Source organism: Lentzea jiangxiensis (assembly GCF_900104175.1).
Lineage (GTDB): Bacteria > Actinomycetota > Actinomycetes > Mycobacteriales > Pseudonocardiaceae > Lentzea > Lentzea jiangxiensis.
This window is the reverse complement of the sequence record NZ_FNIX01000018.1, coordinates 95,552-108,890: the sequence shown is the minus strand read 5'-3', so window position 1 is coordinate 108,890 and position 13,339 is coordinate 95,552. Positions and strand designations below refer to the sequence as shown.

The 13,339-nt window shown below is 72.9% G+C and carries 13 protein-coding genes; 8 read left to right on the top strand and 5 right to left on the bottom strand.

All coding sequences use genetic code 11. The features are described 5' to 3' along the window. Positions 1 to 51 precede the first annotated feature (51 nt). Genes BLQ91_RS32245 through BLQ91_RS32230 form a run of 4 tightly spaced genes read left to right on the top strand, consistent with a single transcriptional unit; the run spans position 52 to position 5,543 of the window. Entirely contained in the window at positions 52 to 1,497 is a 1,446-nt protein-coding gene (locus BLQ91_RS32245) for an ABC transporter permease (protein WP_245733974.1), read from the top strand. Continuing rightward, positions 1,494 to 2,495, top strand: coding sequence for an ABC transporter ATP-binding protein (locus tag BLQ91_RS32240; protein ID WP_090103007.1), 1,002 nt, complete (start codon positions 1,494 to 1,496; stop codon positions 2,493 to 2,495). Before BLQ91_RS32245 ends, BLQ91_RS32240 begins: the two co-directional genes overlap by 4 nt. After that, positions 2,492 to 4,939 (top strand): non-ribosomal peptide synthetase, encoded by a 2,448-nt coding sequence (locus BLQ91_RS32235; protein ID WP_090103006.1) that lies wholly within the window; start codon positions 2,492 to 2,494, stop codon positions 4,937 to 4,939. Before BLQ91_RS32240 ends, BLQ91_RS32235 begins: the two co-directional genes overlap by 4 nt. Positions 4,940 to 4,943: 4 nt before the next feature. Then, positions 4,944 to 5,543, top strand: coding sequence for a GrpB family protein (locus BLQ91_RS32230; protein ID WP_090103003.1), 600 nt, complete (start codon positions 4,944 to 4,946; stop codon positions 5,541 to 5,543). On the opposite strand, the gene BLQ91_RS32225 is transcribed toward BLQ91_RS32230, so the two are convergent. Genes BLQ91_RS32225 through BLQ91_RS32215 form a run of 3 tightly spaced genes read right to left on the bottom strand, consistent with a single transcriptional unit; the run spans position 5,521 to position 7,855 of the window. Continuing rightward, a complete protein-coding gene (locus BLQ91_RS32225; RefSeq protein ID WP_090103001.1) occupies positions 5,521 to 6,594 on the bottom strand; it encodes a sensor histidine kinase in 1,074 nt (357 codons plus the stop codon). The two genes, BLQ91_RS32230 and BLQ91_RS32225, sit on opposite strands and share 23 nt — an antisense overlap. After that, positions 6,587 to 7,246: a response regulator transcription factor gene (locus tag BLQ91_RS32220; protein ID WP_090102999.1), complete on the bottom strand. Its 660-nt coding sequence runs from the start codon at positions 7,244 to 7,246 to the stop codon at positions 6,587 to 6,589. Before BLQ91_RS32220 ends, BLQ91_RS32225 begins: the two co-directional genes overlap by 8 nt. A 9-nt stretch (positions 7,247 to 7,255) precedes the next feature. Further along, positions 7,256 to 7,855 (bottom strand): VanZ family protein, encoded by a 600-nt coding sequence (locus tag BLQ91_RS32215; protein WP_245733972.1) that lies wholly within the window; start codon positions 7,853 to 7,855, stop codon positions 7,256 to 7,258. A gap of 153 nt (positions 7,856 to 8,008) precedes the next feature. Between BLQ91_RS32215 and BLQ91_RS32210 the strand changes: the two genes are divergently transcribed. The 4 genes from BLQ91_RS32210 to BLQ91_RS32195 all read left to right on the top strand — a co-directional run bounded on the left by BLQ91_RS32210 (position 8,009) and on the right by BLQ91_RS32195 (position 11,460). After that, positions 8,009 to 9,037 carry a sensor histidine kinase gene (locus tag BLQ91_RS32210; protein ID WP_245733971.1) on the top strand — a complete coding sequence of 343 codons (1,029 nt, stop codon included), beginning with the start codon at positions 8,009 to 8,011 and terminating at the stop codon, positions 9,035 to 9,037. Further along, on the top strand, positions 9,030 to 10,103 hold the full coding sequence (locus tag BLQ91_RS32205) for a hypothetical protein (protein ID WP_090102995.1): 1,074 nt from the start codon (positions 9,030 to 9,032) through the stop codon (positions 10,101 to 10,103). Before BLQ91_RS32210 ends, BLQ91_RS32205 begins: the two co-directional genes overlap by 8 nt. Then, complete coding sequence (locus BLQ91_RS32200) at positions 10,088 to 10,732, top strand: response regulator transcription factor (protein ID WP_090102993.1); 645 nt, start codon at positions 10,088 to 10,090, stop codon at positions 10,730 to 10,732. Before BLQ91_RS32205 ends, BLQ91_RS32200 begins: the two co-directional genes overlap by 16 nt. A gap of 92 nt (positions 10,733 to 10,824) precedes the next feature. Continuing rightward, complete coding sequence (locus BLQ91_RS32195) at positions 10,825 to 11,460, top strand: hypothetical protein (protein WP_090102990.1); 636 nt, start codon at positions 10,825 to 10,827, stop codon at positions 11,458 to 11,460. Positions 11,461 to 11,468: 8 nt separating this feature from the next. Here BLQ91_RS32195 and BLQ91_RS32190 read toward each other — a convergent pair whose 3' ends face one another. Further along, a complete protein-coding gene (locus BLQ91_RS32190) occupies positions 11,469 to 12,128 on the bottom strand; it encodes a response regulator (protein ID WP_090102988.1) in 660 nt (219 codons plus the stop codon). After that, entirely contained in the window at positions 12,119 to 13,258 is a 1,140-nt protein-coding gene (locus BLQ91_RS32185) for a sensor histidine kinase (protein WP_090102987.1), read from the bottom strand. The genes BLQ91_RS32190 and BLQ91_RS32185 overlap by 10 nt, the downstream gene beginning before the upstream one ends. Between the last annotated feature and the right edge of the window lie 81 nt (positions 13,259 to 13,339).

Below are 13,339 nucleotides of genomic sequence, written 5' to 3'. Positions count from 1 at the left end.
GGCCACCGGGCCGCGCCTGTTCTGACCACGCTGTCACTCCTCGTCGCCGCGGTGGCCGTGCTGCCGCTGGCGTACCTGGCCGTGCGTTCGTTCGAACGCGGCGGAGGGGTCGTGTGGGACGTTCTCGCGAGGACCCGGACCGCCGAGCTCGCACTGCGCAGCCTGTCGCTCGCCGTGGCGGTGACGGCCGCGTGCCTCGTCCTGGGTGTGCTCGGCGCGTGGCTCGTGGCCCGGTCGGACCTGCCCGGACGGCGGGCGTTCGGGGTGCTGCTGGTGTTGCCGCTGGCCGTGCCGTCCTACGTCGGTGGGTTCACCTGGATCTCCGTGGCGCCGGGCCTCACCGGGTTCGGCGGGGCGTTCGTCGTGCTGACGCTGGTGTCGTACCCGTACGTGCTGCTGCCGGTGGCCGCCGCGTTGCGCACCGCCGACCCCGCCGTGGAGGAGGTCGCGCGGTCGCTGGGCCGCACGAGCACGCAGGTGTTCTTCTCCGTGACGGCACGGCAGGTCCGGCCGGCGGCCCTCGCCGGCGGGCTGCTGGTCGCGCTGTACGTGCTGAGCGACTTCGGCGCGGTGTCGCTGATGAGGTACGAGGCGTTCACGCTCGGCATCTACACCAGCTACCGGGCGACGTTCGACCGCACACCCGCGGCGATCCTCGGCCTGGTCCTGGTGGTGCTCGCGGTCGCGTTGACCATCGGCGAACGACGAGCGCGCGGCGTGGTCGCGCACCGAGGCCGCCGCAACCCCCCGACCGCGCCCCTGGGACGGGCCCGCGTGCCCGCGCTGGCCGGGTCCGTCGTGCTGGTGCTGCTGACGCTCGGCGTGCCGGTGGCCAGCCTGGTGTGGTGGCTGGTGGCGGGAACGTCGACGTTCTCCGTCGCCGACGTCGTGAAGACGACCGGGAACACCATCGCAGTCTCGGCGTTCGGTGCTCTGCTCACGCTGCTGTTCGCGCTGCCGGTCGGGATTCTTGCCGCGCGGCACCGAGGGCGGCTCGTGCGGGGGGTCGAGCTGGCCGGGTTCGCGGGACACGCGCTGCCCGGCATCACGGTCGGACTGGCGCTGGTGTTCTTCGGGATCCGCTTCGCACCGGCGCTCTACCAGACGGTGCCGATGCTCGCGTTCGCCTACGCCGTGCTGTTCCTGCCGTTGGCCGTGGGAGCCGTGCGCACCGGTGTCGCGCATGCGCCGCCGGTCCTCGAGGACGTCTCGCGCTCGCTCGGGCACGGGCGCTGGCGGACGGGACTGCGGGTGACCGTGCCGCTGGCCGCGCCAGGGGTGCTGGCGGGCACCGCGCTGGTGTTCCTGACCTGTGCCAAGGAGCTGCCGGCGACCTTGCTGCTGCGCCCGACCGGGGTGGACACCCTGGCGACGGAGCTGTGGACGCGCACCGAGGTCGCCGCGTATGCCGCGGCGGCGCCGTACGCGGCGGTGTTGCTGGTGGTGGCGGCGATTCCCGCGCTCGTGCTGGACAGGTTCCTGGGAGGTGAGCGGTGAGCGGCTTGACGGTGAAGCGGCTGGTCGCGGGATACGGCGGTGACCCGGTGCTGCGCGAGGTCGACCTCGAGGTCCCGGAAGGCGGTCTGCTCGCCGTGCTCGGGCCGTCCGGGTGCGGCAAGACGACGCTGCTGCGCGTGCTCGCCGGCTTCCACCCGATCTCCTCGGGTGAGGTGTGGCTGGGGGAGCGGCGGCTGGACGCCGGCGTGCCGCCGGAGCGCCGCGGCATCGGGATCGTGCCGCAGGAGGGCGCGTTGTTCCCGCACCTGAGCGTCGCGGGGAACGTCGGGTTCGGGTTGCGGCGCGGTGAGCGTGCCGCACGGGTCGAGGAACTGCTCGACCTCGTCGGGTTGAGCGGGTTCGGGCACCGGATGCCCTCCGAACTCTCCGGCGGGCAGGCACAACGCGTCGCGCTCGCCCGTGCTCTCGCGCCACGGCCCGGCGTCGTGCTGCTCGACGAGCCGTTCTCGGCGTTGGACGCCGGTCTGCGTGAGGAACTGCGCGCTGATGTGCGCGCGACCCTGAAGGCGGCCGGGGCGACGGCTCTGCTCGTGACGCACGACCAGGAAGAGGCGCTGGGCATGGCTGATCTCGTCGCGGTGCTGCGCGACGGCGCGGTGGCCCAGCTCGGGCGGCCGCAGACGATCTACTCCTCGCCCGCCGACCTCGGGGTCGCGCTGTTCGTGGGCGAGGCCGTGACGTTCCCCGGTGTCGCGAGCTCCGGCCACGTGGACACCCCGCTCGGCAGTTTGCCGACGTCCGGGGAAGGCCGGGGCACCGTGCTGCTGCGCCCGGAACAGCTGGTCCTCGGGCCGCACGGCATCGCGTCCACTGTGGACGACGTGCTGTTCCACGGCCACGACGCCACAGTTCTGCTGCGCCTCGCCGACGGCACCGCTGTGCGATCGCGGGTGCAGGGCGAGATCGCGGTGCGGGCAGGCGACTCCGTCTCGGTGTCGGTGAACGGACCGGCGTTGTTCTTCGGGAACACGCCATGACGGCCACGGCGGACCTCGGTTTCGCACACCACCTCGCCGCCCACGGCGACCGGCTCGCGCTCGTGGCGGAGACCGGTTCGCTCAGCTACCGCGAGCTGGACCGGCGGGTGGCGGCCGCCGCCGAACGGCTCGGCACGACCCGGAGGCTGGTGCTGCTGGCCGCGGAGAACGACGTCGAGTCGCTCGTGGTCTACCTGGCGGCGCTGCGGGGCGGGCACCCCGTCGTGCTCGCCTCCACCGCCCAGGTCCCCGCCCTCACCGCGACGTACGACCCGGACGTCGTGATCTCGGGCGCCTGGACCGAAAGGCGCACCGGCACGGCCCATGAGCTGCACCCCGAACTGGCGCTGCTGCTGTCGACGTCCGGGACGACCGGATCGCCGAAACTCGTGCGCCTGAGCGCGGACAACCTCGCCGCGAACGCCGCCTCGATCGCCGAGTGCCTGGACGTCCGGCCCACCGACCGCGCCATCACGTCGCTGCCGCTGCACTACTGCTACGGGCTGTCGGTCGTGAACAGCAACCTGGCGCGCGGCGCCGCACTGGTGCTCACGAGCCGGTCGGTGATCGAGCCGGAGTTCTGGGACCTGGTGCGAGAACACGGCGTGACCAGCCTGCACGGGGTACCGCACACCTTCGGGCTGCTCGACGGCATCGGTTTCGCCGACCTCGACCTGCCGAGCCTGCGGTACGTCACGCAGGCCGGTGGCCGGCTCGCCCCGGCCGACGTCGTCCGCTACGCCTCGCTGGGCTCCGAGCGGGGCTGGCGGTTCTACGTGATGTACGGCCAGACCGAGGCGACCGCGCGCATGGCCTACCTGCCACCGGAGCTCGCCGCCGCACACCCGGCCGCGATCGGCGTGCCGGTTCCCGGTGGAGCGCTGCGGATCGACGACGGCGAACTCGTCTTCAGCGGCCCCAACGTCATGCTCGGCTACGCGGACTCCGCCGCCGACCTGGCCCGCGGCCGCACCACGTTCGAGCTGCGGACCGGTGATCTCGGGACCGAGGCGGGCGGGGTGTTCTCGGTGACCGGCCGCAAGAGCAGGTTCGTCAAGCCGTTCGGCCTGCGGGTCGACCTCGACCGGGTCGAGCGCTCGCTCGCCGACGACGGCCTCCGCGTCGCCTGCACCGGTGACGACGACGGCCTGGTCCTGGCCGTGCTGGGTGACGCCGATCGCGCGGCACGCCTGGTCCGCGCCCTCACCGGCCTGCCCGCGACCGCTGTCCGGGCACACCCCGTGACCGCGATCCCCCTGCTGCCCAGCGGGAAGGTCGACTACCGGGCCGTCGCGCCACCGCCCGAACGCGAGTGGACCTCCGTGCGCGAGGTGTTCTCCTCCGTCCTGGGTGCGCGTTCGGTGCCCGACGAGGCGACGTTCACCTCGTTGGGCGGCGACTCACTGCGCTACGTGCAGATGACCGTCCAGCTGCAACGCCTGCTGGGCGATCTGCCGGCATCGTGGCCGTCGATGCCGGTGTCGCAGCTCGAACAGCTCCGCGCCACCCACCCCCGCGTCCCGATGATCGACACCACGATCGTGCTGCGCGCGCTGTCGATCCTGCTCGTCGTCGGCTCGCACGTCGGCCTCTTCAAGCTCCTCGGCGGCGCCCACCTGCTGCTGGTGGTGGCGGGCTGGAACATCGCCCGGTTCCTGCTGCCCGCTCACCCGCTGCGGATCCTGCGGGCCACGGCGTTCATCGCGGTCCCGACGTCGCTGTGGCTCGTCTACCGGATGGCGGTCACCGATGACGTGACGCTGGACAACGTGCTGCTCGTCAACAACTTCACCCGCGTGGGCGCCGCCGGGTACTGGTTCGTCGAAGTCGTCGTGCACGTGCTTGCGCTGTGCGTCTTGGTGTTCGCGATACCTGCCGTGCGGAGGTGGGAACAGCGCCACGCGTACCTCTTCGCCCTGGTGCTGCTCGCTTCGGGGCTCGTGCTCAGGTTCACCGTCGACGGCGACTTCTTCGTGCGCAACATGACCACGTTCGGTGCGGCGTGGTTCATCGCACTCGGATGGCTGGCGCAACGCTCACCCGCGTTGTGGCAGAAGTGCCTCGTCGTGGTGGTCCTGGTCGTCATGGTTCCCGGCCGCATGGAGGAGCTGTCCCGCGAGATCGTCGTGATCTCCGGTGTGGTCCTGCTCCTGTCGCTGACCCGCCTGCCGGTGCCGCGCCGCCTGCTCAGCCCGCTGAGCCTGCTGGCGAGCGCGTCGCTCGCGATCTACCTGACGCACTACGCGGTGTTCCCGCCTCTGCAGCCCCGGGTGCCGGCGGCGATCGTGTGGGTGGTCTGCACCGCCGTCGGGTGCGGGGTGTGGCTGGTGGTCGTCCGCGTGGCCGGAGTGGCGCGCCGCGCCCTGGCCGCTCACGTGCGGCCGAGTGCACCAGCGTGCAAGGCTTCCGAGCCCTCCGCGGATGCGGTGGTGGTCCTAAGGTGACGGCATGCCTGCCGCCGTCATCTCCTCCTACGACCCCGCCTGGCCCGCTCGCGCGGAACGTCTCCTGACCGAGGTGCGGACGGCGCTCGCGTCCCTTCCGGGCTCGGAGCGGTTCGTCCACGAGCACATCGGGTCGACAGCGGTGCCCGGTCTCGGCGCGAAGCCGATCGTGGACCTCCAGGTGCGGATGCCCGTCCTGCCACCGCTCGCCGAGCTCGCCGAGGCCTTGGCGCCGACGCCGTTCGTCCCGGCGCACGGCTCGCGGCCCGACTCGCCCGGTGTGCACCGGGACGCCGGGCGGCCGGGCGACCAGGCCGAGCCGGACGCGTACGAGAAGCGTCTCTTCCACATCCCGGCCGGGAGCGCGATCCTGCACGTCCGCCGCACCGATTCGCCGTTCGCGCGGTTCGTCGTCGACTTCCGCGACTGGCTGCGCGCACACCCGGAGGAGACGCGGCGCTACGAGCAGGTCAAGCGCAGGCTCGCCGACGAGCACGCCGGCGCCTCCGACTACGACGACTACACCCGCGCCAAGACGGCGTTCTTCGACGAGGTCCAGCCGCGGCTGCGGGAGTGGTCGGTCAGGCGGGCAGCCGGATCGTGACGCGCAGCCCGCCCCCGGGGCGGGCGACGACGTCCAGCGCGCCGTCGTGGGCGCGGACGACGCTGTGCACGATGGCCAGCCCGAGCCCGACCCCGGCGTGGTCGTCGGCGCGGATGCGTTCGCCGCCGCGCTGGAAGGGTTCGACGAGCGTCTGCACGACGTCCGCGGGCAGGCACCGGCCCGTGTTCTCCACCCGCAGTACGCACGCCTGGTGCTGCTGTTCGGTGTGGACGGTGACGGTGCCGCCGGACGGCAGGTTGTGCACGATCGCGTTCTGCACGAGGTTCGTGACGACGCGCTGCAGCAGCTCCGCCGAGCCGGTGGTCCGGGCCGTGTCGCCCGTGACGTCGAGGGAGACCCGCCGTCGTTCGGCGAACGGCAGCAGCGTCTCCGCGACCTCCTCGGCGACCAGGGAGAGGTCGACGGGCTCGCGGGGGAAGCCGCCTCGCTCGCCACGGCTGAGCAGCAGCAGGGCCTCGGTGAGGTCGATCGCCCGCCGGCTCGCCGCGTGGAGGCGGTCGAGGAGCTCGGCGTCGACCTTCGACGGGTCCTGGCGGGCGAGGTCGAGCAGCGACTGCGAGATCGCGAGCGGGGTGCGCAGCTCGTGGGAGGCGTTGGCGGCGAACCTGCGTTGCTCGCCGACGTGCGACTCGAGCTTCTCCAGCATGGTGTCGAAGACGTCGGCGAGCTCGCGGAACTCGTCGGATCTGCCCGGCAACCGGATCCGGTGCGACAGCGACCCTCCGGCGGCCCTGCGCGCCGCGTCCGTGATCTGGGTGAGCGGTGCGAGCATGCGCCCGGCCAGCAGCCACCCCCCGACGAGGCCGAACGCCACCAGGAACAGCATCGCCCAGGCCGCGGCCCTGCCGAAGACGCGCGAGAGCAGGTAGCGGTTCGGGCTGATGCCGAGCAGCCCCTGGTCGTTGTCCGGTACGTACCGCAGCAGGTACCACCACGCCACGGCCAGCAGCACGGCGCCGGACACGATGACGATGCCCGCGTAGCTGAGCGTGAACTTCAGCCGGGCGCTGAGCCCCGGGGTCCTAGGCATCGATGCGGTACCCGACGCCCGGCACGGTCGCGATGAGCCACGGTTCGCCGAGCCGCTTGCGCAGGGCCGAGACGGTGATGCGGACGGCGTTGGTGAACGGGTCGGCGTTCTCGTCCCAAGCCCGCTCCAGCAGCTCCTCGGCGCTGACCACCCCGCCCTGCGCGCCGACGAGGACCTCGAGCACCGCGAACTGCTTGCGGGTGAGCGCGACGTACCGCCCGTCGCGGAACACCTCCCGCCGGAACGGGTCGAGCCGCAGACCGGCGATCTCGGTCACCGGTGGCCGCGCGTGGGCGCGCCTGCGGTGCAGCGCCCTGAGCCGCAGCACGAGCTCCCGCAGCTCGAACGGCTTGGTCAGGTAGTCGTCGGCGCCCAGGCCGAACCCGGACGCCTTGTCGTCGATCCGGTCCGCCGCCGTGAGCATGAGGATCGGCATCCCGCTGCCCGAGGCCACGATCCGCCGCGCCACCTCGTCCCCGGACGGCCCCGGGATGTCGCGGTCGAGCACCGCCACGTCGTAGGAGTGCACGGACAGCAGCTCCAGGGCCGTGTCCCCGTCCCCGGCGACGTCCGCGGCGATCGCCTCCAGCCGCAGCCCGTCCCGGACGGCCTCGGCCAGGTGCGGCTCGTCCTCCACGATCAGCACGCGCATGCGGCCAGCCTAGGCACCGCGGATCGCCCGCACATCGTCGTCCGCCTGCCGTGAGCCGGCCCGCTGCGGTGTACTCGGGGTCTTCGCGCGCCACCACGGCCAGGAGAGCACCGCGGCCAGGGCGGCGCCGGTGGCGTTGAGCAGCACGTCGTCCACAGAGGACACCCGGTCGAGCCGGGCGGCGAACTGCGTGATCTCCAGGAACGCGGAGCAGCCCGCCGCGAGCGCCAGCACCCGCCACACCGACTGCAGCGCGGCGAACCGCAGCGGGCCGAAGAACCCGAGCGCGGCGAACACCAGCATGTTGCCGATGATCTGGAACCTCTCACCCTTGGCAGCCAGGTCGAACAGGTCGTTCAGCGGCACCAGGCTCAGCTTGCCGGGACTGCCCGCGTTCTCGCCGGGGAGCAGGAGCAGCCACACCCACGGCAGCGTTCCGTAGACGAGTCCGACGTCGGCCAGCGAGATCCGCCACGGTCGTGCGACGCCTCTGGACCGCCGCAGCAGAGCCAGGAGAGGAACCACCAGGGCAGCCACCGGTAACGCCAGGGCCGTGGACAGCACCACCCCGGTCTCCGTACCGACCCACTCCTGCCAGGTGTTGAGCACGTGCACTCCAGTTCTCCGTCGGGGAGTCCACTGAAGCCGATGGCGTGTTGCGAGGTCGTACGCGTTTTTCGATACGCGGACGATATGCGGCCGACGGCCCGGAGACCGGGGGCGGCCGGGCGGCTCGCCCCCACCTGACGCAGAATGCGGGACGTGCTGCTGGAGGCGAGACTGCTGGCGACGGTGTCCCGCCTCGCGGGTCCGGTCCGCGGCGTGGGTGTCGTCCTGATCAGCCTCTTCGGCGCGTTCTCGCTCCATTCGCCGCTGGGGTGGTCGCTGTTCGCGGTGGTCGCCCTGAGCGCGATCGCGGACTTCCGCCTGCCGCGCGTGGCACTGCCGGTGGCGTTCCTGCGGGTCGTGGTGCTGTCGTTGCTGCTGGGCACGGACGCCGGCCAGTGGGTGCCGACGGTCCTCACCACGACGCTGATCACCTGGCAGTGGCAGTGGCCGCCGAAGGTCACGGTGCCGGCGACGGCGGCCCTGCTCGCCGTGCAGGTGGTGACGACCGGGCCGGGCGTGCTGGTGCGGGCGGTGCTGGAGTCGGTGCTCGCGCGGGTGGCCTACGAGCTGCTGCGCAGGTCGAGCCGCCGGGTCGACGTGCTGCGCGAGCGGGCGGCCGAGCAGAACCGGGCGGCGGCCGTCGCGCTGGACCGGAGCCGCCGCGAACGCGAGTACCTGGCCCTGCTGCACGACACGGCCGCGGCGACGTTCCTGATGGCGGTGCACGGCGGTGATCCGCGGGTGGTGGCCGCCCAGGCTCGCCGCGACCTCGTGGTGCTGGCCGAGCGCGGTCATGCGCAGGGCACCGCCGACCTCGGCGCCGCGCTCACGGCGGTGGCGCGGGACAGCGCGCTCGACGTGCGGGTGGAGGCCGGGGTCGTGCCGGTGCCCGCCGGGGTCGCGCTGGCGTTCGTGCGGGCCGCGCGCGAGCTGCTGACCAACGTCGAACGCCACGCGGGCACGGCGAGCGCCCGGCTGACCGTCGAGAGGGCCGGGAGCGGAGCGGTCGTCGTGATCTCCGACGACGGCCGGGGGTTCGCCCCCGGCGAGGTGCCCGGTCACCGGCGCGGGGTGCGCGGGTCGGTCGTCGGGCGGATGGAGGCGGTGGGCGGCACGGCCGCGGTCGAGTCCGAGCCGGGCGGCGGCACGACGGCGCGGCTGGAGTGGCCCGCCGATGGCTGACCTCGCCGTGTTCGCCACCACCCGGCGCGTCCTGCTGGTCGTCGTCTTCGCCGTCCAGCTGGTCCTCACCCTCCCGCCGCTGGTCGGCCACCCGCACGGCCCCGCCGCGTGGATCGCGTACGGCCTGCTCACCGGCGTGCTGGGAGTCGTCGCCGGCTACGTGGGAGCGGCCCGCGCGAAGGTCCCGCCGTGGCTCGGCGCGGTGGTCCTCACCGCGTCGGTGCTGGCCACGACCGGTCTTCCGCCCGCAGCGTCGTTCGAGCCGGCGGACTGGGCGTTCGGGCTCGTGGGCTGGTACCTGCTCCTCGTACTGGTCGAACGGCCCGTGGTGCTCGTCTCGGCGCTCGGCGCACACGTCTGCTTCAGCGTCGCGTGGTTCGCACACGCCGGCAACGGCGACGTCGGCACGGCCGGGGTGGTCATCCTCAGCGGCACGAGCTTCCAGCTCGGCGTCCTGGTGATCACGCGCGTGCTCCTGCGCGACGCCCGCCTCGCCGCCGGCGCCGCGGCCGAGCACGACGCCGCCCGCACCCGCGAAGCCCTGGCCCTCCAACGCGAACAGGACCTCAGGGCCGGGTTCGAGGGGCAGCTGGGCGCGCTGCTGCCGTTGCTCGCGGACCTCGCCGACGAGGAGGTCGACGTCACCGACCGGGCGACGCGCCTGCGGTGCTCGGTGGCGGCGGTGCAGCTGCGCAGGTTGTTCGCGGAGAACGACGACGTGCCCGACCCGTTGCTGCACGAGTTGACGGCCTGTGTGGACGTGGCCGAACGACGCGGTGTCGTCGTCTCGCTCGCCGTCAGCGGCACCGCCATCCCGGTGCCGACGGAGGTGCGCCGCGAACTGGTCGCTCCGATGGCCCGCGCGCTGGCCGTGGCGAGCGGACGTGCGAAGGTGAGCGTGCTGAGGACGGCCACCGAGGTGCGGGTGGCCGTGGTGGCCGACGCGCCCCAAGAGGTTCCGGAGCAGGAGGTGCCGGAGGCCGGTGGGGAACCCGTGCAGGTCACCGTCGAGACGAGTGTCCACAGTGGACTGGTGAGGAGCGAGGCGCGATGGCGGACCACGTGACGGCGGTCGTGGTCGACGACCACCCCGTCGTGCGCGCGGGGGTCGCGCACTGGCTGTCCACAGAGGACGTCGAACTCGTGGCGAGCGGCGAGGACCCCGGGGTGGCGTGGACCGGCCCCGGTGCCACGGCCGACGTCGTCGTCCTCGACCTGCACCTCGGCGGCGTCGCACCCGCCACGTCCGCACTGCGCAAGCTCGTCGAGGACGGGCGCAAGGTCGTCGTCTACTCGATGCGCGCCGACGACGAGATAGTGCTGCAGTGCCTGGAGCTGGGGGCGCTCAGCTACCTGACCAAGGCCGAGGGCGCCGACCACCTCGTCGGCGCGGTCAAGGCGGCGGCGAAGGGGCAGTCCTACACTCCTCCGGCGCTCGCGGGCGCGCTGGCGGGGGACAGGTCGGAGACGAGGCCCGCGCTGTCACCGCGCGAGACCGAGGTGCTCGTCGAGTGGTTCCAGTCCGAGTCGAAGGAGTTCGTGGCGCAACGCCTCAACATCACGCTCAGCACGGTGAACTCCCACCTGGAGCGGATCAGGGTGAAGTACGCGGCGATCGGCCGGCAGGCGCCCACCAAGGCGGCGCTGGTGGCGCGGGCCATCCAGGACGGGCTGATCGGCCTCGACGACCTCTGAGCGGCGTGTGGTGCGAACGACCGATACCGCCACTGCCGCATCCGGCCTAGCCTCCAGGGCAACCCAGGTTCCGCAGTCCGAGGAGTCCCGCAGTGACGCACGCCCGAGGCCCCCTGCTCACCGCCGCCGTCGCGACGGCGGGCCTGCTCCTGTCGGCCTGCGGCTCCGAAACGGGCGGCCAGGCGGTTCCCGCCCCCGGCACGACGACCTCCACGGCCGCGACCAGCACCCAGAAGAGCACCGCGAAGTCCTCGCAGGCCCCGGACGTCCCCGCCGGCGGCGACGTCACGGCCCCCGGCTCGAAGCTCAAGGTCGGCGCCCGCGCCGTCGTCCCGTACGACTCCGCCGGCAAGACCGGCACGATCGCGATCACCGTCAGCGCGATCGAGGCCGCGCCGAAGGAGGACCTCGCGAAGTTCGGCGACAAGGCCAAGAACATCACGCCGTTCTACCTGAGGGTCAAGGTCGAGAACCTGAGCGGCAGCGACCTGAGCCACACCTCGGTCTCGCTGCGCGGCGTCGGCGCCGACGGCAAGGGCACCGGCGTGATCATCTCCGGCGACACGCCGAACTGCGACTCCCAGAGCGCGCCGAAGACGTTCAGCACGGCCGGCGCGTCCTACGAGACCTGTGTGCTGAGCGCCGCGCCCGACGGCTCGAAGGTGGCCGCCGCCGAGTACAACCGCGGCGACGCCTACCTCAAGACGCCCATCACCTGGGAGAGCTGAACCGCGCGTCAGCGGCGGGTCTGCACCAGCCCGTTGACGTGCGCGTACGCCACGGCGTGCACCCGGTCCCGCAACCCCAGCTTCGCGAGCACCCGCGAGACGTGCGTCTTCACCGTCTCGTCGCCGACGTGCAGCAGCGCGGCGATCTCGGCGTTGCTGCAGGCCGCCGCGACCAGCTGCAGGACCTCCCGTTCGCGTGCGGTCAGCAGGTCGAGCTCCGGTGGCGTCGGCGCGGGCGCCAGGCTGACGGCGAACCGGGCGATCAGGCGCTGCGTCACGGACGGGTCGATCAGCGCGTCGCCGCGGGCCGCCACGCGGACGGCGGAGATCAGCTCCTCGGGCGGCAACGACTTCAGCAGGAAGCCGCTGGCACCCGCCTTGAGCGCGCGGTAGACGTACTCGTCGGTGTCGTAGGTGGTGAGCAGCAGGACCTTCGTGCGGTTCGCCGGGTCGGCCAGGATCATCTCGGTGGCGCCCAGGCCGTCCAGCTTCGGCATGCGGATGTCGAGCACGGCCACGTCCGGGCGCAGCCGCGCGACCTCGGCCACGGCGGCGCGGCCGTCACCGACCTCCGCCACGCACTCCAGGTCGGGCTGCGTGTCGAAGATCGCGCGCATGCCGGAGCGCAGCATCGCGTGGTCGTCGGCGAGCAGCACCGTCAGGGACATGATGCCTCCAGGGGGAACGTGACGACGGTGCGCCAGGTCCGGCCGTCCGGTTCGAGACCGGACCGGGTGGTGCCCGCGAACATGGCCGCGCGGTTGCGGATGCCGACGAGGCCGCGGCGCACCGAGCCCGAGTCGTCGCCGCGGCCCGCCGTGTTCTCCGCCGAGACGGTGAGCGAGTCCGGCTCGTACGCCAGCGTCACCGTCACGCCGGACGCGTCGCCGTGGCGCAGGGCGTTCGTCAGCATCTCCTGGATGATCCGGTAGACCGTGACGTCCACCGACTCCGGCACGTCGCGGCGGTGCCCGCGCACCTCGAGCCGGGCCGGGGTGCCCGCCGCGCGGACGCCGTCGAGCAGTTCGTCGAGGTTGTCGAGCCCCGGTTGCCGCGCACCCTCGGACTTGTCGCCGTGCAGCAGGTCGAGCAGGTGCCGCAGGTCCACCATCGCCGCGCGGCTGGACGTCTCCACCGCCAGCAGCGAGTTCGTCAGCCGCGGGTTGCCCTCCGGCAGGCCGAGCCGGGCGGCGCCCGCGTGCAGGCCGATCGCGCTGACGTGGTGGATGATCACGTCGTGCAGGTCGCGGGCTATCGCACTGCGTTCCTCGGTGATCGCCTTGGTGACGGCGGCTTTCGCGTCCTTCTCCGCCATCGCCGACCGCTTCTCCAGCTCGGCGAGGTACGCGCGGCGGGCCGTGGTGTAGCGGCCGACGAGCCACGGCAGCACCGCGCCCTTGCCCGCGACGAGCACCGCGGTCAGCACGCCGTGGTCGGTGGCGAACATGCAGACCATCAGACCTGCCGAGAGCACACCCAGCGACGCCCACGCCGGTGTGCCGCGCAGCCACGCCCCCGCGCGGTAGCCGGCGATCAGCAGGCCCGCCTCGTTGGCATCGAGCCCCCGGTCCACGAAGACGAGCACGACCACGGGAACGACCGCCTGCGCCAGCGCCACCCACCCCGACAACCGGGCGGGACCGGCAAGCATCGCGTCCACGGCGAGGGTCATCGCGAGCACCAGGAGCATCGGCGGGACCGGTTCGCAGCCGAGCAGCACGAAGCCGCCGTCCACGACCATGCACACGGCGGCGACCAGCCACGACTGGTGCCTGAGGGGCAGCTTGATCAGATCCATCGGCCGCAATCCTGCCGCATGCCGTCCCCGGGGTCCTCCCGCTGAGCAGGGGTCGGAGATCCCCCGCACGGGGGAGGGGAC

What these genes read in the sequence shown, in the direction of transcription:
- BLQ91_RS32200 (WP_090102993.1), top strand. Translation starts at nt 10,088, where the DNA reads ATGGCGGACCACGTGACGGCGGTCGTGGTCGACGACCACCCCGTCGTG.
- BLQ91_RS32230 (WP_090103003.1), top strand. Translation starts at nt 4,944, where the DNA reads ATGCCTGCCGCCGTCATCTCCTCCTACGACCCCGCCTGGCCCGCTCGC.
- BLQ91_RS32185 (WP_090102987.1), bottom strand. Translation starts at nt 13,258, where the DNA reads ATGGATCTGATCAAGCTGCCCCTCAGGCACCAGTCGTGGCTGGTCGCC.
- BLQ91_RS32190 (WP_090102988.1), bottom strand. Translation starts at nt 12,128, where the DNA reads ATGTCCCTGACGGTGCTGCTCGCCGACGACCACGCGATGCTGCGCTCC.
- BLQ91_RS32220 (WP_090102999.1), bottom strand. Translation starts at nt 7,246, where the DNA reads ATGCGCGTGCTGATCGTGGAGGACGAGCCGCACCTGGCCGAGGCCGTC.
- BLQ91_RS32205 (WP_090102995.1), top strand. Translation starts at nt 9,030, where the DNA reads ATGGCTGACCTCGCCGTGTTCGCCACCACCCGGCGCGTCCTGCTGGTC.
- BLQ91_RS32235 (WP_090103006.1), top strand. Translation starts at nt 2,492, where the DNA reads ATGACGGCCACGGCGGACCTCGGTTTCGCACACCACCTCGCCGCCCAC.
- BLQ91_RS32225 (WP_090103001.1), bottom strand. Translation starts at nt 6,594, where the DNA reads ATGCCTAGGACCCCGGGGCTCAGCGCCCGGCTGAAGTTCACGCTCAGC.